Here is an 18,298-nt window from a genome sequence, read left to right as displayed (position 1 = left end):
ATGCGCTGCAAACTCAAGCTCTATTTGGATTAAAGTGCATTGTTAATCGCACGGCAAGAACCCGAAAATAGCGTTAAATGAGAGAGTTACCACCAAAGTGGTAGAGGCGTTTTTTTGCTTTTCCTTTGTATTAAAGGGGTCTAGACTGATGGCATTAGGAACTGGATTCAAATTGAGCGCAGATTAATCTTTGTAGGTATCACTAGTGAGTCGACTTAATCTCTTTATTAACCATGCAACCAATTAAAAGTTTTATACATTCGACTGTTTTTAAAATCGCTGCATTAATGTTTTCGGTGAGCTTTTTGGCGATCATCAGTATGTTTACTACCGTGTTTATGAGTGACGGCGCTCAGTTTGATGCTCAGGCGGTCAATGTGGCGGGCTCATTGAGAATGCAGGCGTATCGAATTCATAGCATGATGCAGGAAAGCCCTAATGATATTGAGACAATCAATCAATTAGTTGGTGAATTTGATCTGACTTTGAATACCGGCGTGCTGGTTAATCAACAGGCGCTTCGGGATAGCGGTGATATTGCAAAGCATCATGCGGCTGTTACAAAATACTGGAGTGAAGAAGTCAAGCCGTTGATCCAAGCCTATTTAACTGCGTCAGCTGAGAATAATACTTCTAGTCTTGGAGTTTTCAACACACTGGTGGAAAACATCGAACTATTGGTTACTGCTTACCAAAAACATGCTGAAACCAATATTGCTACGATCCGATTAGTTCAGAGTCTGGCATTATTCTGCACCCTGATACTTATTGCGCTAGCGATGGTGATTGTGCATCGGCATATAGAGCAACCGCTTTCAAAGCTGACAGCAGTAGCTCGTCAAATAGGCCAAGGAGACTTCACTGCCAGAGCAGAGGAAACGGGCAAAGGCGAGCTTGCATTGTTGGCCCGAACAATCAACAAAATGAGCGGCAGCCTGTATCGCTCAAAATCGCAACTGGAAGAGCAAATCAAACGAAAGATAAGAAAGCTGTCGCGTTCAAATCAATCACTCGAATTGCTGTTTCAAGTGTCACGCAAACTCAATGAAGTTGAACCCGGCTCTGTCGATTTTCAACCATTACTCAACAAGCTGGCTGACGTAACAGGTGTAAAAGACTTAGACCTATGCATTATGACAGCGCAAGGCACGGGCCCATACGAACATTTGATGAGTACCGAAAAAACGATTCCAGACATGTGTCAACAGCAGCTCTGCCAAAACTGCACTGAGCATGATTCACTTTTTCCGCCTGTTAATGGGCAAATGAAGTATCAGTTAAGTATTGGTGATCAACACTATGGTGTCTTGGTGGTGAGTTTGGGTGAAGGAAGTATTCTGGAAGACTGGCAGCACCAGCTGTTTGAAGCCATTGCTGAGCAGGTCGCTAATGGTCTGAGCATGAAGTACCTAAATGAGCAGCGCAGGCGTATCTCTTTGATGAATGAGCGCACGATAATTGCCAGAGAACTGCATGACTCGTTGGCACAGGCATTGTCGTACCTAAAAATTCAGGTAACTCGATTGCAACGTCTGCAGCAAAAAGACAGTGCCCAGGAGCAAATAGATCAAGTAATTGATGAGCTCAAAAATGGACTTGGCGCGGCTTATAGTGAACTGCGAGAGTTACTGACAACTTTCAGGTTGAAACTCGATGGGCAGGGCATCAAAGCCGCATTAGAGCAAACGATTTCACAATTGCAAAACCGCTCAGAAGATTTCAGTTTTACGCTCAATTATCACGTGAGTAATATTCCCTTCACGCCCCAAGAAGAAATACATCTGTTACAGATTGCCAGAGAAGCGACCCAAAATGCTTTCTATCACTCTCAGGGTTCCAATATTGAAATTAGCATAACCAGTAATTCCTTATCAGAAGTGATATTAACGGTTAAAGACAACGGAATTGGCATCCCTGAAGACCCGAATAAGCTGAATCACTACGGCCTGGCCATTATGAAGGAACGCAGCCGGAATTTGGATGGGGAATTATCAGTCAAACGAAATGGTGAACGCGGCACCATGGTCATGTTTAGTTTTATTCCGGAGTATGCGCGAACTCTTGAGGTAAAGAGCAAGAGTGCTTGATTTCCCAAGCTTTTGACCCGTTTTATCAACTGTGAATTGCAACTGATTTCACCTGTAACAACGCTTGGCTACCAGCCGCTAAAGACAAATTTGCTATTGCGCGTTTGGTTACCGAAACCATAAAAGCATTTTCGCCTACAGTAGCTTTTACAATTGCTTGGCTTGGGTGCTCACCTTCATTAATTGCTACAATCTGAGCGTTGAGCACGTTTTGAAAACTGTTTTTACTTACAGAATTCGCCAGGCTGATATCTTTCCCAAAGACTTGAACTCTTACTTGGTTGCCTATCTTGAAACTATTGTTGGGTATCCAAAGTGCTTGGTCGCCAATAGACATACAAGCTAAGTGCCACTGCTTGTCAATCTTTATTACCTTGCCTGACAAGACCGTCGATATCTCATCATTGAGTCTTAGTGGTAACATCTCATTTGAAAGCGAGGCCGACAGCGAATCACTAGATACCACACTACCTTCATGCATAACAACAACATGATCTGCTAGCATTGCCACTTCTTGCGCTGCGTGAGTAACGTATAACATGGGTATGCTCAGTTGCCGCTTAACACGCTTTAAGAAAGGTAAAATCTCGCGTTTTCGGTCATCGTCAAGAGATGCCAGTGGTTCATCAAACAGCAAAATCTTGGGGTTCAACGCCAGTGCCCGAGCAATGCCGACACGCTGTGCTTCCCCACCTGATAATTCAGCAGGCTTTTGATTTAACAGGTGTGCAATTCCCAACACTGAAATTGCTTCATCTAGGTTCTGTTTGCTTGCGTGAACGGCACGTTTGATACCATAGAGAAGATTATCCTTAACGCTGAGATGGCTAAATAGACTTGGCTCTTGAAAGACATATCCAATGGCTCGCTTGTGCGGCTTAAGCTTAGTTTTTGGGCTATCCCAAACTTCATCACCGATAGAAAAGTATCCAGCTGCCTCCTTCTCCAGGCCAGCGACACAGCGCAGCAATGTTGTTTTGCCGCAACCAGAATGCCCATAAAGCACGCTAATGCCTGTGTCGGGAAGCTCAAGATCAACATCCAGATTAAACCTCCCTTTAGATAGCCTGTAAGCGAGTTCCACAATTACTGACTCTTCAAAGGGGCGAATGCAAACCGCCTACGCCGGATCCATTGCAAAAGCGTTAACGTTAAAAATGAAAAGACAAGCATGATCAATGACAGCGTATGTGCGGCGCCGTAATCCATACTCTCTACATGGTCATAAATTTGAATTGATACAACTTGCGTTTCACCCGGAATATTGCCTCCAATCATCAAAATAACACCAAACTCACCAATCGTATGCGCGAAAGTCAAAACGATAGCCGTAAGAATGCCATTCTTTGATAAAGGCAACACCACAGAAAAAAAAGTATCGATGGGAGAGGCTCTTAACGTAGATGCGACTTCTAGCGTTCGAGTAGGGATGGCTTCAAAGGCAGACACAAGTGGTTGTACTGTAAAGGGTAAAGAATAAACAATCGAGGCTATGACCAAGCCTGAAAACGTAAAAGGGAATACACCAAAACCTAATTGAGTTGTTACTTTACCCACCGGCCCCTCAGGACCTAAAAGCAATAGTATATAAAATCCGAGTACCGTAGGCGGCAATATGAGTGGCATCGCTACCAATGCAGTTAAGAGACTTGTGAGCTTGGAGCGAGACCTAGCCAACCACCAGGAAAACGGAATTCCAAAACATAACAGGAGAATGGTTACCGTGCTCGCCAGCTTTAAGGTCAGAAGCAAGGCTTGCATATCACTCGTGGATAGCATTTGCGGCCTCTTGATCAGGTACTTCAAACCCATATTCTGTCAGTATTTTTGAGACGGCTCCACTTTGCATAAATGAATGAAATCGCCACGCGGTAGGGTTGTCTCCACCGTGTTGGGTGACAATAAAACCTTGGAGTAGCGGAGAATGGAGAGTCTCTGGTATTAATATGTAGGAGGCTCTTGAGGAGTTCCATGCAGATTTTACCAACGACAAGGCAACAATACCCGCATCGACATGCTGATTAACGATAAGTTGAGCAGTATGGGAAACGCTATCACCATAGATGATTTTTGAAGTCAGCTGAGTCCACAATCCAGTTTGATCCAGTACTTCTTTGGCTCTCATGCCATAGGGAGCATGCCTCGGATTGGCAATAGCGATTCTCTCAAAGTCAACGCGAAGCAAAGAAGCGAGTTGGCCGTTAGACAAATCGTTTTTATGGCTCAATAGAACTAATCGGCCCTTTGCGTATGGGACAACAGCCGACGAAGAATACCCCATTGCTTTTAGCTGCTGTGGAAATCTTATGTCTGCTGAGAAATACAGATCATAAGGTGCTCCGTTGCGGATCTGCGTACGAAACTTGCCTGACGAACCAAACGACGTTTTAACGGCTACGTCTGGATTTGCAGTCTCAAATAAACTAACGATATCTCTCATCGCAAATTTAAGATCAGACGCAGCTGCTATTAACAGCTCTTCAGCATTTACATTCAAATGAAAAAACAGGGTTATCAATGAGAAAAATAGCTTTAAACGCATGAGAGTCTCAACCATGGTAAACCGATAAAAGGTGCGATCGTTCGCACCTTATTATCGATTATTCGGACTTCCTAAGGATTGTAGAATTCGCCGTCCTTACGTAAATAGAACCAGTAGTTAATCAAGACGCAGACACCATAGAACACTGCAAATCCAATCAACGCGACTTCAGGAGTAGTTGCCTGGATTTGCTCACCAATAACCTTTGGTATGTAAAAGGCACCATATGCAGCTACTGCTGACGTCCAACCAAGTACTGGGCCCGCTTGTTCTTTAGGGAATACTTGCGCGATTGTTCTGAAGGTTGAACCATTACCGATACCTGTAGCGGCAAAGAGAATCAGGAACAACACGAAGAATTGAATGAAAAACTCTTCCGGCGTAGCTGATTGATAGGCTGCCTGCATATAATAAGCAGCACCGAGTGCACTACCAATCATGACAATTGAGCAGACTTGTGTGACTAATGCACCGCCAATTTTGTCCGAAATCCAACCACCTAACGGACGAATAAGTGCACCAATGAATGGGCCCATCCAGGCGTACATTAAAGCACTTGGCCCATTAGGGTTGATGGTATTGTGCGTCATCATTCCATCGACCATAACGTGGCTGTAGCCAAAAATAACTTTTATCGCGAGCGGGAATGAGGCCGCAAAACCGATAAACGAACCGAAGGTCATCGTATAAATCACACTCATCACCCAAGTGTGTTTGTTGTTAAAGATTTGATATTGGCGAGTCAGACTCTCACCAATTGAACCTGGTAACATTTTTAAGATAACGACGGTGGCAGTCACAACCAGTACTAATACAACTTCCTTGGGTACCCCGAATCCAGAACCATTTGCAGTCTCAGGTAGCATCAACCATAAGCCAAAAGCCGCCACCACCAAACCGATACTGAGCATAACGGTGATCAGAGCAAAAGATGTTAGAGGGCTACCTATGTTTGGAGAAACATCAGGCGTACGAATATTGTTCATACCAAACCATGATAGGAAGAATAGAGGGACAAGTAATAACAACCAGACAAAACCGGCGTTTGAAATATAGCTTTCCGTGCCTGCAGGAATTTTACCGATGAGCGTGCCTGATGTGTTGATCAGCGTCATCGGGTCTCCACTAAAAGCACCAAAGGCAGCGAATGTCATGAACAGTGGTACAACAATTTGCATCGTGGTAACACCAAAGTTACCTAGCCCTGCGTTCATACCTAGTGCCAAACCTTGCTGCTTTTTTGGGAAGAAAAAGCTGATGTTGGACATTGATGAAGCAAAGTTTCCGCCGCCGAAGCCGGATAGCAGTGCTAACAGTTGAAATTGCCATAATGGCGTATCAGGATTTTGCAGCGCAAATCCTGCTCCTACCGCTGGTATCATTAGTAGTGCAGTCGTAAAGAAAATGGTGTTCCTACCGCCGCATAATCGAATAAAGAAGCTGCTTGGAATTCTCAGTGTTGCGCCGGTCAATCCAGCAATCGCCATCAAGGTAAAGAGTTCAGCCTTTGCAAAGGGGAAACCCAGGTTTAACATTTGAACGGTTATGATTCCCCAATAGAGCCATACAGCGAAGCCAGCTAGCAAGCTAGGAATGGATATCCATAGGTTGCGATTCGCTATTTTCTTTCCCTCTTTTTCCCAGAAATCAGGATCTTCTGGATCCCACTTGTGCAGATCAGACATAACGCTTACTCCAACATAGAATGACATTTATTTGGTCACACTATGGTCCACGCAGGCAGAGCTAACAATCTGCTTCAGTAGGTAGCCAGACGGGGCATTGTGGTAACAAAATATGCGATTTCCAGCTTATTGAATGCTGAAAGGGGTACGGCTATCTTGTTGTATTCCCTATATTTAAAGGGTTTCAATGAATGTGTTTTGCTACCCCTTAAGTGGTAGCTGGCTTACCTCCAGTAATTTAAGAGAAGTTCACCAGTTCGTGTATAGTTTAACTAAAAGAATGACTCAGCGTTTGTAAGGAGGCATACATGTTCGAAGACAAACCCGCCACTATCATGATGGTTGACGACCATCCTTTATTGCGTAAAGGATTAAACCAACTTATCGAATTTGAAGATGATCTAGAAGTCGTTGGAGAGGCGAGTTCAGGAAAAGAAGCCATCGAAATGGCGATGCAATTGGAGCCAGACCTGATCACGCTGGATTTGAACATGCAAGGTATGGATGGATTGGAAACGCTAAAGCATCTGCGGGATAAAGGTGTTGATTCGCGCATCATCATGTTGACGGTATCTGACAACGATGAAGATGTTGTTGAAGCCGTTCGCTCAGGTGCCGATGGTTATCTGCTAAAAGACATGGATCCAGAAGACATTGTCAACAAACTGCGTGAAGCCGCGCTCGGCAAAATGGTAATGAGCGCAAAGCTGACTGAGGTACTGGCTACTGCGCTACGCAAGCCCGAAAGGGCTGGAAGTCGAGCATTGGCCAGCCTGACCAGTCGTGAATTGGAGATCCTCAAACTCATCGCGAAAGGTATGAGCAACAAGCTTATTGCACGAGAACTGGATATTTCGGATGGAACGGTCAAAGTCCATGTGAAGCACTTTCTTAAAAAACTGAATCTACGCTCTCGTGTGGAAGCAGCTGTATGGATGGTGAACCACCAAAAAGGAGCTTAATCATGGGATGTGGTTGCGATGCTAAAGGCCTTATGCCGATAGAAAAAGCCAAACAAATCATTTGGGACACTATCACTCCGATTGACGATGTCGATCAATGCAACCTCGATTCGGCATTGGATAGAGTACTGGCCGAAGATGTGATTTCTCCCATTAACGTCCCGGGTTTTGATAACTCCGCAATGGACGGCTACGCCATTCGCCATCAGGATCTGTCTTCTGGTACTACTTTTAGTCTGGTTGGTAAGAGCTTTGCTGGCAATCCATTCAGCGGCGAGATCGGCAAGCATCAGTGCGTGCGTATTATGACCGGTGCACAAATCCCATCAGGTGCGGATGCGGTGGTTATGCAAGAAAACACCGTTGCAAATGCTAAGGAAATCACAGTCACTCACACTGTTAAGCTAGGTGAAGCGATACGCATCGCAGGTAGTGATATCGCAAAAAAATCCGTCGTGCTGTCTAAAGGAAAGAGGCTGACTGCAATTGATATTGGGCTCCTCGCGTCTATTGGTATCGATAAGGCATCAGTTTTCCGCAAGCTTAAAGTGGCATTGTTTTCAACCGGTGATGAGCTTTTACAGCCTGGGGACATTCCTCAACAGGGCAAAATCTTTGACAGCAATCGGCCCATGCTGCGCGCAATGTTAAAACGTCTTGGCGCTGAGGTTCTGGACTTGGGTGTGATAGAAGATAGCCCGGATAAAATTCGAGAAGCCTTTACCCAAGCAGATGCAAGTGCAGATTGCGTAATCACTTCTGGTGGCGTGTCGGTGGGTGAAGCTGATTATACACGTGAAATTCTCGAGGAGATCGGCCAAGTAGACTTTTGGAAGCTGGCAATCAAACCTGGCAAACCACTCGCGTTCGGTAGATTAAACAACAGTTTGTTTTTTGGTCTCCCCGGTAATCCAGTATCAGCGGCAGTCACCTTTGACCAAATTGCCGCACCGTCTTTATCACTATTAGCGGGCTGCACACCTAATGGAAATGTCGCCATTAGAGCCATCGCAAAGAATAGGTTTAGAAAGAAACCAGGAAGAACTGACTATCAACGCGCATTCTGTTACAGCGATGACAATGGTCAACTGATAGTCGACTCTGGCGGTTCTCAAAGCTCAGGCGTGCTTTCTTGTTTTACCACGAGCAATTGTTATGCAGTGCTTGAGAACAGTCGCGGAATGGTAGAGCCGGGAGAAACCGTGAATGTGCAATGGTTTGATTCGGTTTTGAGATAAAAAAGCAATGAGTAATCAACTTCGTCGTTCGATGTTCATAATTGCAGGCTTACTGGCCTGTCTTTGCGGCATTTTTGGCGTCGTATTACCTTTGGTTCCAACTACACCCTTTCTACTCTTGTCTGCCTTTTGTTTTTCTAAAAGCTCGAATACGCTGTATCAATGGCTATTATCGCAGCCATTGCTCGGAGGCGTAATTAACGACTGGGAACAATCAGGTGTAATTGCACTTAAGACCAAAGTCATTGCTTGCACTAGCTTGATTGCGATGGTAGCCGCTGCGTTATTAATTGGCGATTACGCTTATTGGACAATTGCTTCGGTAACCACTGTATCCATTCTCGTTTTAAGCTTTATATGGAGCAGACCCAGTCAGGTTTGACGTTATACTATGTATGGTTATTTGATACTCGCTCACATTTTAGGAGCAACAGTATGGACAGGCGGCCATATCGTGTTGGCGCTTGCTGTATTACCCAGAGTATTGAAAGAGAAGTCACCCCAACGTTTGCTGGAGTTTGAATAAGCGTTTGAGCGTATTGGTAAACCGGCCATGCTAATCCAAATAGTCACCGGTTTGCTGTTAGCATATCGATTGTTGCCAGACATTTCACTATGGCTGGATTGGAATAACCCAATCTCAAGGGTGATTGCCCTATAGTTTATACTACTTACGTTAACTATTTTATTAGCTGTTGACGCTAAACTAAGAGCTTTACCTAAATTATCACAGCAGAATTTATGGGATATGGCCCTGCATATTATTGCCGTAACCCTGCTTTCGATAATTTTCGTAATCGTCGGCGTATCGTTCAAGACAGGTTGGTTGTATTAAACCAGCGATCCATTGCTTCCTTGTCCGACAACCTGCTGGCAACCCACTTCATACCTTCTGAGGTACCCTCTTGTTTCCATAAAGGAGCGCTGGTTTTAAGGTAATCAATAATAAACTCACAAGCGTCAAATGCGTTTTTGCGATGTTTGGATGTTACGCCAACGAACACAATTTGCTCCTGAGGCCCAATCCTCCCCACTCGATGGATAACTCTTATTTGTCCTAACTGCCAACGTTTTCGAGCTTCACTACAGATACGCATCAGGGATTTCTCGGTCATCCCTGGGTAATGCTCTATGAGAATGCCCGACACTGCCCCCTGAATATTAAAATCTCGTACCAAACCCGTAAAAGTGACTACGGCACCGTCCCCATCCGCCTCTTTCTTAAGCGCCTGGTATTGTTCACAATGATCAAAGTCGTCACGCTGAACACTAATCATTGTTAACCTCCAGTCACCGGCGGGAAAAACGCGATTTCGTCGCCATCATTAATTTTTGCGTCTTTACCACAAAGGGTTTGATTCACCGCACACAGAATGTCTCTTTCTTCAAGCAAACACCACTCCTCTCCGCGTTCGACAAGCTCATGTGCGACATCGGCTACAGTGTTTTCACCCGCATATTCAAGATTCAAAGACGATGTACCTAACCTTTCACGAAGACTTGCGAAAAATTTTATCTGTATCATGCAGAGCGCCTCCACAGTCCAGTTTTACCACCGCTTTTTTCAATGACTTTTAAGCCATGAATAACCATTTCTGGGTCAACAGCTTTACACATATCAAAAAGCGTCAGCGCAGCCACAGAGGCGCCAGTAAGCGCCTCCATTTCAACGCCAGTGTTACCATTTAATTTACATTGACAGGTTATCTTTATTTGCTTGGATAACTCGTCAGTTTCAAAATCCACGTCTACTTTGCTGAGTAACAGTGGATGACATAGCGGCACCAGATTGGCACATTGTTTTGCCGCTTGAATGCCTGCCACTCTTGCGACACTAAAGACATCACCTTTCGCCAACTGGTTTTGTATTATTTGCTCAAGCGCAATATCTGAAACACTGACATAGGCTTCCGCTTTTGCTATGCGAGTCGATGTGGCTTTTTCGCTCACATCGACCATGTTCGCTTTGCCATGATTATCAATATGGCTAAGCTCAGAATTAGTTAGCCCAGTCATATCGGTCTACTCGCGCATTGAAGTGCTTCATTGGTTTGTAAATGCGGTACGAAGTTACACGGGCCATGGGCGCCATTTAGTTGCGCTTCAATGATACCCGCCCAAGCGGTTTTGCAAGCATTGGTAGACCCAGGTAGACAAAATATAACAGTGTTGTTTGCTAATCCAGATATAGCCCTTGATTGGATTGTTGAAGTACCTATTTCCTTAAATGACAAATATCGAAATAATTCACCGAATCCCTCAACTTCTTTGTCAAACAAGGGTTTTACCGCTTCAGGTGTGGAATCTCTTGAAGTAAATCCGGTACCTCCAGTCACGATTACGGCTTGTATGGCTGGATCCGCGATATAAGCTGAGACCTTTGCCCTGATCAGATAAATATCGTCAATAACAATGTCTCGCTTAATCACCTGATGACCCGATTCTGTTGCATTCACAGCCAGATACTCGCCAGAGGTATCCGTGCTTCTATCACGCGTGTCAGAAACTGTCAGAACAGCAATACCAAGTGATTCAAATTGTTTGTTAGCATGTCCCATGGCGAACCTCAGTTGGTACAGAACATTCAGATGTTTCGAAGTGTTGCATTGCAAAACGCCATTGTTCTGGTGTGTTTGAATTGAAAAGGGGTGACTGCTGGCGCAGGTGCAGCTTCATTAAAGGGAAATGCGTGCAAAAGCGATCAACAGAAAAACTGTTTGTACACCGCAGTGTGTAATCCAGGGTTTGGCGGGTCGTCTCGGTGTTACGCAAGTAAAGCGGCAAACTATGTTCACCAAATCTGACATTGCTCGAAAACTTTTCGCCGCTATCTAACAAGCGTTGTATTATGGAAGCATCTATTAGCGGAAGGTCGATCGGCAGTATCAATAGATTTTTGTTTGGAAAGCGCATAGCAGTACTGTGGATACCAGACAAAGGCCCTTTACCTGGGTACAGATCTGGAAAATGCCCAGCTTCGCCGTCATTGCGACTGATAACAACTTTACTCACCGATGTTTCAAGTAACAGCTTGTAAGTTCTGGTTAACATGGTTGATTGCGAAATCGTAAGTAAAGCTTTGTCTTGGCCCATGCGGCTAGAAGCACCGCCGGCTAAAATGACGCCAATTGTGTTCATGTTACCCTCCTAGCATAGCCAGTTGTTTCGTTGCACCCGTAAATCCTTGATGCAGAAAATGCTGACTGTGTTTTTGTTGAAGATGAGAAACAATAGCTTGCTGAGCACCCGAAACATCACCTGCTAACAGAAATGAACGGATACTGATGCCTTGTTCTGCAAACAGACACAGATGCAGTTTGCCTTGTGCGGAAATACGCAAACGATTGCATGATTCACAGAAGTCTTTGCTGTAAGGCATGATTAGGCCGATATTCCCTGCAAATTCGGGGTGCATGAACTCCTCTGCAGGCCCTGCATCGGTTTCTCTTATGATGCGTTGCCATCCTTGTTCAAGAAGCCGATCTTTGATCGTTTGCCCAGCGACATGGTTTTTATCAAAAAAACTTTTATTGTCACCAGTTTGCATAAGTTCTATGAACCGCCAGGTAACCTTGTGGTCGCGGAGGTAGTTAGAAAAAGCATCTAATTCTTTGTAGTTAAATTGCTTGAGCATGACGGTGTTTAACTTAATGCTGCTGATGCCTAACTGAGCAGCTCGTTCAACACCCAACAGTATTTCTTCCAACTTTTGTTTGCCGGTGATTGCCGCAAACATGCGAGGGTCGAGACTGTCAGCACTGACATTTATCGCATCAAGACCAGCCCGCTTATACCCTTCGATATCCTGATTGAGTTTGAATCCGTTTGTTGTCAGGGCGACTTTTTTGATGCCGTCTACTTTTTTACAGGTTTCGATGATTTCACACAAATCTTTGCGCAGTGCAGGCTCGCCGCCAGTAATGCGCACTTTGGTTGTACCCAAGCCAGCAAAAGCTTTCACCAAGGTTTGAATTTCGTTTACGGACAAACCGCCTTTGGGCGTGTTGCAGTCGTTGCCATCAGGAAGACAATAGTTACAACGAAAGTTACACAGTTCAGTCACTGAGAGTCTCAGATAATTGAACCTTCGTCCGAATGAGTCTTGTAAATTCATCTAACACCTTTCCAAATGTCGAGCATTGCAGCTCGTGGGCGGCAGGTTGATTTCTCTGGCTACCGGGCAACTTCTCAGTTGCGGCTCCTGTACCTTAGTTATTTAAACCTTAGGTATCAGAGCTCGGAGTTTTTGTTACCTTAAGTTTGGCGTAAAAGTGTTGTTTTTGTTATTCCGCTGAAGGAATACTCACAAGGGGGTATAAAAAAGCCGACCCGTGTTGAGTCGGCAACTAACGCGTGGATGACGTTAGAAAGTGAAAGTCATCATTGCCCACAGTTTATTGGTGTCGACCGCGAAATCATCGGCACTGTAGTTGGCATAACGTAGTAAAAAATTTGTATTTTTATATACAGGATAAGTGGCGTTGAAATTAAACTCATTGCCGTAGTCAATGGAGCCAACTTCCGACTCAAATTGATGGTAAGAAGCCACCATATTCAACTTGCCTATTTTACCTGAGGCCTTTAGATACAAATCGTCTATTCCCTCATTGGGAGTATTCAGGAATTTATCAGCAAAGCCCTGAAATATATGTAGCGTCGCTAGAGGTGTAGAAAATCCAACGTTCGCATCACTACCCAAAGACTCAAAACCTATACCAACATTAACCACTGACAACTTAGTGCTTAATTCTAATGCGAGGTAGTCTGTTGAAAAGTCTGTTGGATTGTCGCCGGTTTCATTTTGACGTGCATAAGCCGCGTGAACGTTTACGGCAGAAATCTTACCATCGTAACTTACCCCGAATGTGCGAGTCGCGATGGCATTCGCAGTGTCGAAGTCAAGCTCATAGGCGAAACCTGCCACCTTGTGATCAGCATTGATTTTATGTGTGACGTTCAACAGATGTATGTTGCCACCCAAATCCGAATTCGGGCTATCTGTACCAAAAATTCGATTTACGTTATGTACATAGCTGTAGTCAACATTCAGGCCTGACTGATTGTCGTATCTTAAACGATAGCCATCATAAGTCTGTTCATTTTGACGCCAACCAACACCACCGACGAATCTTTGATTATTGTGATTGATGCGTTGTCGACCTGCCGTAAAATGCAATGACTCTGTTTTGTACCCCACGTAGGCTTGGTTGAAATCTGAACCAATCGGATCTGCAACGACAGGATAGTTGGTATTGCCATTGACGGTACTATTGAAGTTTTCGTTGCCCAAAGCGGTTACGTTATCGAACTCTATTTGCGTATAGAAGCCCCCAAAATCTGCACTTTTATAACTAAGGCGGGTAAGCAACGTTGATGCATTCGCATCTTTGTCAACGTTATCCTGGTCTACTCGCTCGTATCGATAACGGAGTTTAACATTTGCGTCACCGTCAGTGATCGCTTGTTGGAAATCAGCGAATCCGGTTGCAACCGATACGTTTGGCATTAACAAACCTGCTGCACATATTGTAGCGATAGCCGTTGCTAATAGTGTTTTCATAGTATTCTCCTCACTAAATGCTACGCTAAACAATACGCCTTAAAACAAATAAAACTACTAAAAATCATATAGATACCCACACTTACTCGATGCTAGCAAATTGAGGTATTCAGACTACCTCTTTTGGGGAATTGCTGGCCTATGGCTTGAGTGGTAAAAAGAAATGCAACTAAAGTTGTGGGATACACGATGAAAAACGAGCTCACCACGAAGCAAGCAATGCGATACAGCCGCCATGTCCTGCTATCTGGCTTTGACTTGGATAAACAGGAGATCCTGATAAATAGCAAAGTGTTGATACTAGGTGTTGGCGGACTAGGATGTGCTGTTAGCCAATATTTAGCTGCAAGTGGCGTTGGCGGAATAACGCTGGTTGATGACGATAAGGTTGAATTGACAAATCTTCAGCGACAAGTGCTGCACTTGGAAAAGAACATCGGGCAACCGAAAGTAAGTTCTGCACAACATTTGTTGTCGCAAATCAACAGCGAGATAAGCATCAAGACATTTAATCAACGACTCTCTTCAAATGAACTTCAGATGTTGGTTACCGAGAATGATTTGGTCGTAGACTGCACAGACAATCTAAGCAGTAGAGATCAAATCAATTCAATCTGCTATCAGTCGGGTAAGCCTTTGGTGTCTGGTGCGGCGATACGTATGGAAGGACAATTATTCAACGTACTGCCAGACAAAAAAAGTGCGTGTTATGCCTGTTATAGCCATTACTTTGGCGAACAAAATCTCAGCTGTGTTGAATCAGGAGTCATGTCACCACTGGTAGGAATTATTGGCACCAGCCAAGCGCTCGAGGCCATCAAGATCCTAACGCACTATGGGGAGCCGTTTTACAATCAGCTAAAGCTGTTTGATGCAATGGAGCACAGCTGGCGTACAGTGAATGTCGTTCCTCTTAAGGACTGCAAAGTTTGCGGACATATAAGGTAAGGTAAGAACCAATGGATTACCTGCTATTAAAACAAATACACATCCTGTTGGCAGTAACTACACTTGTAAGCTTTGTTATCCGTGGGTATTGGATGATAACTGATTCAAGCTTGCTGCATCACAAATGGGTGAAAACTATTCCCCACGTTATCGATACACTTTTACTCAGTACCGCTGTTACTCTGATGGTAATGGCAGGCTTCTATCCATGGATTTTCGACTGGGTAGCCGCAAAAATACTGTTGCTCCTGTTGTACATTGTGTTTGGAACCGTAGCATTGAAGCGTGGCAAAACAAAAACACAGCGCATAGTCGCGTTTATTGCCGCGCTCTTATGCATCGGTCTGATATTTAAATCTGCATTCAGCAAATTTATGCTTTAAGTATATTTATCCTGGTCTTCCGTCCACTCTGGGTGCTGACAGTACAGGCAAGTATTTAAAGAAAAACAAACCGAATGCTACACACCATAGACAACCTGCAAATAGCCAAAATTGAATCGTCCACTGTGGCCATATCGCTATTGCAATAGACCGCACTATCGCACTGATCACAACAGCAAAAAAAGCGACGCTCATTAGCTTTCCAACTTGTAGCATCCTGCCGGTATGCCCAAGTGAAACGCGAGACATCATAGCTAAAATCATGCCCCCTATGACGCCAACGGTTAAACTGTGGATTGCAGTACTTAAAGTAATACTTACACCAAAGAAATGCAGGCTTAGCAAGCCTAGCCCTATCGGAATGAACAGCATAGTAAAATGCAAAGACCATACGAGTGGCACATTTAAAGTGACCCAGATGCGCCACCTCCACTGACGTAATGCATGAATCATGGCTGCTGTCAGGCATACAATGCCCGTCAACATCGTAATATCCGCAACATCTTTGAGTAGCAATAAAACCAACACAACCACAAGGCTGGCTAAGGCTGCCATTTCCAACCACTTTATAGGTAGTACTTTGGTAGTTTTTGTGCCATTTGCTGTAAACATCGGAATGACTCTGCCACCTAAAAAAGCCACCAGAAATGTGACTAGCAACGTCATACCCTGCATACCGCGTGACTGCCAAGCTGCATCAAAACCTAGGCTGGGTAGATAGGTGAAAAGGTTCATCACTGACATGAGTACTAGTACAGGAATAAAAATCAGATTTCGATACTGGCGTATTTTGACCATCCGTTGACCGACAAAAAATGCTGTTAACGGTAAGAACATCAAATCGACAATCATTGTCAATGGCAGCGTCGGCGTCGAGCCAGACAAAATCAACAGCCGTGCAAAACCCCACAGGGAGACTAGAAGCAGTAGTTGCCCTCCCTTGATACTTGGGATATTCGTCCAGGTTTGAACAGCGGTGAGTAAAAATCCAGCGATTATCGCTGCCGTGAAACCAAACAACATTTCATGACTATGCCACCAAAGCATACCGTTAAGTGGCTCAACAGAAACAGCGCCCTTTAAAGTCAGCAGCCACAACGCTATGGATAAGGCTGCAAACAGACTACCGAACAAGAAAAACGGCCGAAACCCTAAACGTAGCAATGGAGTAATTTTTTGCTCTTGTTGATTATCCACGATGTCTAACATGCCAATTAATCCTGTTCGAGAAAATTATGTTGTTGCGCTGCTAACACTCGGCTTTTATATCGCTCGCGTTTTATTGCCAAATGCATTAACAGCATACAGACTGCTAACACGCCGTAAAGCAGCATAAAACACGCACTGTAGACGCCGGCAATGTCGACTGCCAATCCAAAAAGAATAGGGAGCGTGCAACCACCTAATGCGCCAAGCATGGCGACCATACCACCGACGCTTCCCATCTGTTCGGGATAATAGTCGTTGATGATTTTATATACGCTGGCGCGCCCAAAACCTTGCGCTAAACCAATCAGTAAGAGCAAGACAGTAAACACCCAAACATTCAGTTCAATGTAAAGTTCGACATCTTTATCCACACCATGAATGGTCATTGTCGTTGGCGGATAACTCAAAAAGAAAAGACAAACTAAGCAAATCCAGAACACCCCCCAGTTGACATTCCGCGCGCCAAAACGATCAGCAAACCAACCTCCGGCAGCACGTGCCATGCTGGAGCTGATAACAAATAATAAAGTTAGAGCCATGGCTTGATTGAACGGCAAAGCGTAGGCATTCACATAGTACTGGGGAAGCCAAAGCAATAGCGCTAAAAAACTGCCGAAAACAAAGTAGTAGTACAGTCCAAATCGCCAGACTCGTGCGTGAGCCAATGGTTTCACAAAAAACGCCAGCGGTTTCTGTTTGTTTTGCTGTTTGAATTTAGGTGGTGACGGCGCGGCTAACCAAAACGCAAAACAGGTAATTAAAACCATTGCGCTGTAGGTGGGCCCAATAGTGTTCCAACTCCAAACATCTCGTATATAAGGCACAATTATTAAACTGAGAGCCGCACCAGCGTTGCCCGCACCGAAGACTCCCATTGCCGTGCCTTGCTCTTTACTGTCAAACCAGTCCGTGAGGTAGCGAATACCAATGCTAAAAGAGACTCCCGATATTCCAATTAGTAACCCAACAATCACGTAGCCTGAAAAACTATCAATACTGGGTAATAAAACTAGTGGTGGAACAGTGATAAGCATCTGCAGGATCAGTATCATCTTTGGCGAGTATCGCTCACACAATAAACCTGCTGGCAACCTCAATAATGCGCCAGTGATGATGGGTGCAGAAAGCAGAATACCGACCTGAGTGCTGGACAATTCAAGCACTTGCTTCAGTTCAACGCTCATTACTGCATAAAGCGTCCAAACTGAGAAGTTAATAGCAAATACGAGCGTTGCCAATACTAAAGCTCGCGTTGCCTGCCTGGAGTGTGAAGCTGTCAAAAATCTACCCGATAATAAATAAAAACCAGTATTCACTTTAGCGTCCACAAGGCGACAACTCTATAAACCAGGGGGGATGCTTGACTAAGGTTTAAGTTACTAATTACCCCTAAATAGGTAGTCGCTGAAAAATTTTAAGCCACTGTTTTTAATGAATTAATTCAGCATTACAACAAGGCTTACATCGGCTGCTTTTGGATATTTACTTACCCACAAAAAACTGAAACTTACCGCCTAGAAGCAATAGGAATCAACGAGCCTTCGTTTACGCTTGTAAGAGGGGAAACAACTATTCGGCGATCAATGAATCTACAAAAGTGCCAATTTTTGCCACTTTAAGCACAGCTGGATACCACCTTTTAGGTATCCGTAAAGCATTGTAATTACAGGTTATTCCTTATTGA

The 18,298-nt window shown here is 44.4% G+C and carries 19 protein-coding genes and 1 riboswitch; of the genes, 6 read left to right on the top strand and 13 right to left on the bottom strand.

Annotated features, from left to right (window positions below; genetic code table 11):
- Window positions 1-296 precede the first annotated feature (296 nt).
- The gene (locus AB1N33_RS15380) at window positions 297-2,087 is read left to right on the top strand and encodes a histidine kinase (RefSeq protein WP_411272459.1); all 1,791 of its coding nucleotides are present in this window, start codon (window positions 297-299) and stop codon (window positions 2,085-2,087) included.
- A 25-nt stretch (window positions 2,088-2,112) separates the two neighbouring features.
- On the opposite strand, the gene modC is transcribed toward AB1N33_RS15380, so the two are convergent.
- The 4 genes from modC to AB1N33_RS15360 all read right to left on the bottom strand — a co-directional run bounded on the left by modC (window position 2,113) and on the right by AB1N33_RS15360 (window position 6,314).
- The gene (gene modC / locus AB1N33_RS15375; protein WP_411272450.1) at window positions 2,113-3,171 is read right to left on the bottom strand and encodes a molybdenum ABC transporter ATP-binding protein; all 1,059 of its coding nucleotides are present in this window, start codon (window positions 3,169-3,171) and stop codon (window positions 2,113-2,115) included.
- 2 nt (window positions 3,172-3,173) lie between these two features.
- Window positions 3,174-3,848 carry a molybdate ABC transporter permease subunit gene (modB, locus tag AB1N33_RS15370; RefSeq protein ID WP_411272449.1) on the bottom strand — a complete coding sequence of 225 codons (675 nt, stop codon included), beginning with the start codon at window positions 3,846-3,848 and terminating at the stop codon, window positions 3,174-3,176.
- Window position 3,849: 1 nt separating this feature from the next.
- Window positions 3,850-4,629 (bottom strand): molybdate ABC transporter substrate-binding protein, encoded by a 780-nt coding sequence (gene modA / locus AB1N33_RS15365; protein WP_411272448.1) that lies wholly within the window; start codon window positions 4,627-4,629, stop codon window positions 3,850-3,852.
- Between the two features lie 71 nt (window positions 4,630-4,700).
- Window positions 4,701-6,314 (bottom strand): MFS transporter, encoded by a 1,614-nt coding sequence (locus AB1N33_RS15360; protein ID WP_411272447.1) that lies wholly within the window; start codon window positions 6,312-6,314, stop codon window positions 4,701-4,703.
- Between the two features lie 308 nt (window positions 6,315-6,622).
- Here AB1N33_RS15360 and narL point away from each other — a divergent pair, with 308 nt between their 5' ends.
- The 3 genes from narL to AB1N33_RS15345 are packed head-to-tail and all read left to right on the top strand — an operon-like array spanning window position 6,623 to window position 8,896.
- On the top strand, window positions 6,623-7,276 hold the full coding sequence (gene narL, locus AB1N33_RS15355; RefSeq protein WP_411272446.1) for a two-component system response regulator NarL: 654 nt from the start codon (window positions 6,623-6,625) through the stop codon (window positions 7,274-7,276).
- Window positions 7,277-7,278: 2 nt separating this feature from the next.
- On the top strand, window positions 7,279-8,514 hold the full coding sequence (moeA, locus tag AB1N33_RS15350; RefSeq protein WP_411272458.1) for a molybdopterin molybdotransferase MoeA: 1,236 nt from the start codon (window positions 7,279-7,281) through the stop codon (window positions 8,512-8,514).
- A gap of 7 nt (window positions 8,515-8,521) precedes the next feature.
- Window positions 8,522-8,896, top strand: coding sequence for a YbaN family protein (locus AB1N33_RS15345; RefSeq protein ID WP_411272445.1), 375 nt, complete (start codon window positions 8,522-8,524; stop codon window positions 8,894-8,896).
- A 430-nt stretch (window positions 8,897-9,326) separates the two neighbouring features.
- Here the strand turns inward: AB1N33_RS15345 and moaE are convergent, their stop codons facing one another.
- From moaE to AB1N33_RS15310, 7 genes are all read right to left on the bottom strand, one after another.
- Window positions 9,327-9,791: a molybdopterin synthase catalytic subunit MoaE gene (gene moaE, locus AB1N33_RS15340; RefSeq protein WP_411272444.1), complete on the bottom strand. Its 465-nt coding sequence runs from the start codon at window positions 9,789-9,791 to the stop codon at window positions 9,327-9,329.
- A gap of 2 nt (window positions 9,792-9,793) precedes the next feature.
- Window positions 9,794-10,039, bottom strand: a complete 246-nt coding sequence (moaD, locus tag AB1N33_RS15335; RefSeq protein WP_411272443.1) for a molybdopterin converting factor subunit 1 — start codon at window positions 10,037-10,039, stop codon at window positions 9,794-9,796.
- Window positions 10,036-10,530, bottom strand: a complete 495-nt coding sequence (gene moaC, locus AB1N33_RS15330) for a cyclic pyranopterin monophosphate synthase MoaC (protein ID WP_411272442.1) — start codon at window positions 10,528-10,530, stop codon at window positions 10,036-10,038. The genes moaD and moaC overlap by 4 nt, the downstream gene beginning before the upstream one ends.
- Complete coding sequence (moaB, locus tag AB1N33_RS15325) at window positions 10,527-11,072, bottom strand: molybdenum cofactor biosynthesis protein B (RefSeq protein WP_411272441.1); 546 nt, start codon at window positions 11,070-11,072, stop codon at window positions 10,527-10,529. The genes moaC and moaB overlap by 4 nt, the downstream gene beginning before the upstream one ends.
- Window positions 11,059-11,652 carry an NTP transferase domain-containing protein gene (locus AB1N33_RS15320; RefSeq protein WP_411272440.1) on the bottom strand — a complete coding sequence of 198 codons (594 nt, stop codon included), beginning with the start codon at window positions 11,650-11,652 and terminating at the stop codon, window positions 11,059-11,061. Before AB1N33_RS15320 ends, moaB begins: the two co-directional genes overlap by 14 nt.
- A gap of 1 nt (window position 11,653) precedes the next feature.
- A complete protein-coding gene (gene moaA, locus AB1N33_RS15315; protein WP_411272439.1) occupies window positions 11,654-12,628 on the bottom strand; it encodes a GTP 3',8-cyclase MoaA in 975 nt (324 codons plus the stop codon).
- Window positions 12,617-12,769: riboswitch (molybdenum cofactor riboswitch) on the bottom strand. (Overlaps the previous gene by 12 nt.)
- Before the next feature lie 108 nt (window positions 12,770-12,877).
- A complete protein-coding gene (locus AB1N33_RS15310; protein WP_411272438.1) occupies window positions 12,878-14,074 on the bottom strand; it encodes an alginate export family protein in 1,197 nt (398 codons plus the stop codon).
- Window positions 14,075-14,263: 189 nt separating this feature from the next.
- Between AB1N33_RS15310 and moeB the strand changes: the two genes are divergently transcribed.
- Together moeB and AB1N33_RS15300 are read left to right on the top strand one after the other, a co-directional pair.
- Window positions 14,264-15,022, top strand: a complete 759-nt coding sequence (gene moeB, locus AB1N33_RS15305) for a molybdopterin-synthase adenylyltransferase MoeB (RefSeq protein WP_411272437.1) — start codon at window positions 14,264-14,266, stop codon at window positions 15,020-15,022.
- A gap of 11 nt (window positions 15,023-15,033) precedes the next feature.
- Window positions 15,034-15,405 (top strand): SirB2 family protein, encoded by a 372-nt coding sequence (locus AB1N33_RS15300; protein WP_411272436.1) that lies wholly within the window; start codon window positions 15,034-15,036, stop codon window positions 15,403-15,405.
- A 6-nt stretch (window positions 15,406-15,411) separates the two neighbouring features.
- Here the strand turns inward: AB1N33_RS15300 and AB1N33_RS15295 are convergent, their stop codons facing one another.
- A complete protein-coding gene (locus AB1N33_RS15295; protein WP_411272435.1) occupies window positions 15,412-16,614 on the bottom strand; it encodes an NnrS family protein in 1,203 nt (400 codons plus the stop codon).
- A 5-nt stretch (window positions 16,615-16,619) separates the two neighbouring features.
- Window positions 16,620-17,894: an MFS transporter gene (locus tag AB1N33_RS15290; protein WP_411272457.1), complete on the bottom strand. Its 1,275-nt coding sequence runs from the start codon at window positions 17,892-17,894 to the stop codon at window positions 16,620-16,622.
- Between the last annotated feature and the right edge of the window lie 404 nt (window positions 17,895-18,298).

Origin of the sequence: Alteromonas nitratireducens, from assembly GCF_040812025.1 — a bacterium.
GTDB lineage: Bacteria > Pseudomonadota > Gammaproteobacteria > Enterobacterales > Alteromonadaceae > Alteromonas > Alteromonas nitratireducens.
The sequence above is the reverse complement of the archived record's forward strand: the minus strand, read 5'-3'. Positions and strand labels throughout refer to the sequence as shown.

Excerpts from the sequence above, each read along its gene's own strand:
- modB (WP_411272449.1), bottom strand. The coding sequence starts at position 3,848 with ATGCAAGCCTTGCTTCTGACCTTAAAGCTGGCGAGCACGGTAACCATT.
- modA (WP_411272448.1), bottom strand. The coding sequence starts at position 4,629 with ATGCGTTTAAAGCTATTTTTCTCATTGATAACCCTGTTTTTTCATTTG.
- AB1N33_RS15360 (WP_411272447.1), bottom strand. The coding sequence starts at position 6,314 with ATGTCTGATCTGCACAAGTGGGATCCAGAAGATCCTGATTTCTGGGAA.
- narL (WP_411272446.1), top strand. The coding sequence starts at position 6,623 with ATGTTCGAAGACAAACCCGCCACTATCATGATGGTTGACGACCATCCT.
- moeA (WP_411272458.1), top strand. The coding sequence starts at position 7,279 with ATGGGATGTGGTTGCGATGCTAAAGGCCTTATGCCGATAGAAAAAGCC.
- AB1N33_RS15345 (WP_411272445.1), top strand. The coding sequence starts at position 8,522 with ATGAGTAATCAACTTCGTCGTTCGATGTTCATAATTGCAGGCTTACTG.
- moaE (WP_411272444.1), bottom strand. The coding sequence starts at position 9,791 with ATGATTAGTGTTCAGCGTGACGACTTTGATCATTGTGAACAATACCAG.
- moaD (WP_411272443.1), bottom strand. The coding sequence starts at position 10,039 with ATGATACAGATAAAATTTTTCGCAAGTCTTCGTGAAAGGTTAGGTACA.
- moaC (WP_411272442.1), bottom strand. The coding sequence starts at position 10,530 with ATGACTGGGCTAACTAATTCTGAGCTTAGCCATATTGATAATCATGGC.
- moaB (WP_411272441.1), bottom strand. The coding sequence starts at position 11,072 with ATGGGACATGCTAACAAACAATTTGAATCACTTGGTATTGCTGTTCTG.
- AB1N33_RS15320 (WP_411272440.1), bottom strand. The coding sequence starts at position 11,652 with ATGAACACAATTGGCGTCATTTTAGCCGGCGGTGCTTCTAGCCGCATG.
- moaA (WP_411272439.1), bottom strand. The coding sequence starts at position 12,628 with ATGAATTTACAAGACTCATTCGGACGAAGGTTCAATTATCTGAGACTC.
- AB1N33_RS15310 (WP_411272438.1), bottom strand. The coding sequence starts at position 14,074 with ATGAAAACACTATTAGCAACGGCTATCGCTACAATATGTGCAGCAGGT.
- moeB (WP_411272437.1), top strand. The coding sequence starts at position 14,264 with ATGAAAAACGAGCTCACCACGAAGCAAGCAATGCGATACAGCCGCCAT.
- AB1N33_RS15300 (WP_411272436.1), top strand. The coding sequence starts at position 15,034 with ATGGATTACCTGCTATTAAAACAAATACACATCCTGTTGGCAGTAACT.
- AB1N33_RS15295 (WP_411272435.1), bottom strand. The coding sequence starts at position 16,614 with ATGTTAGACATCGTGGATAATCAACAAGAGCAAAAAATTACTCCATTG.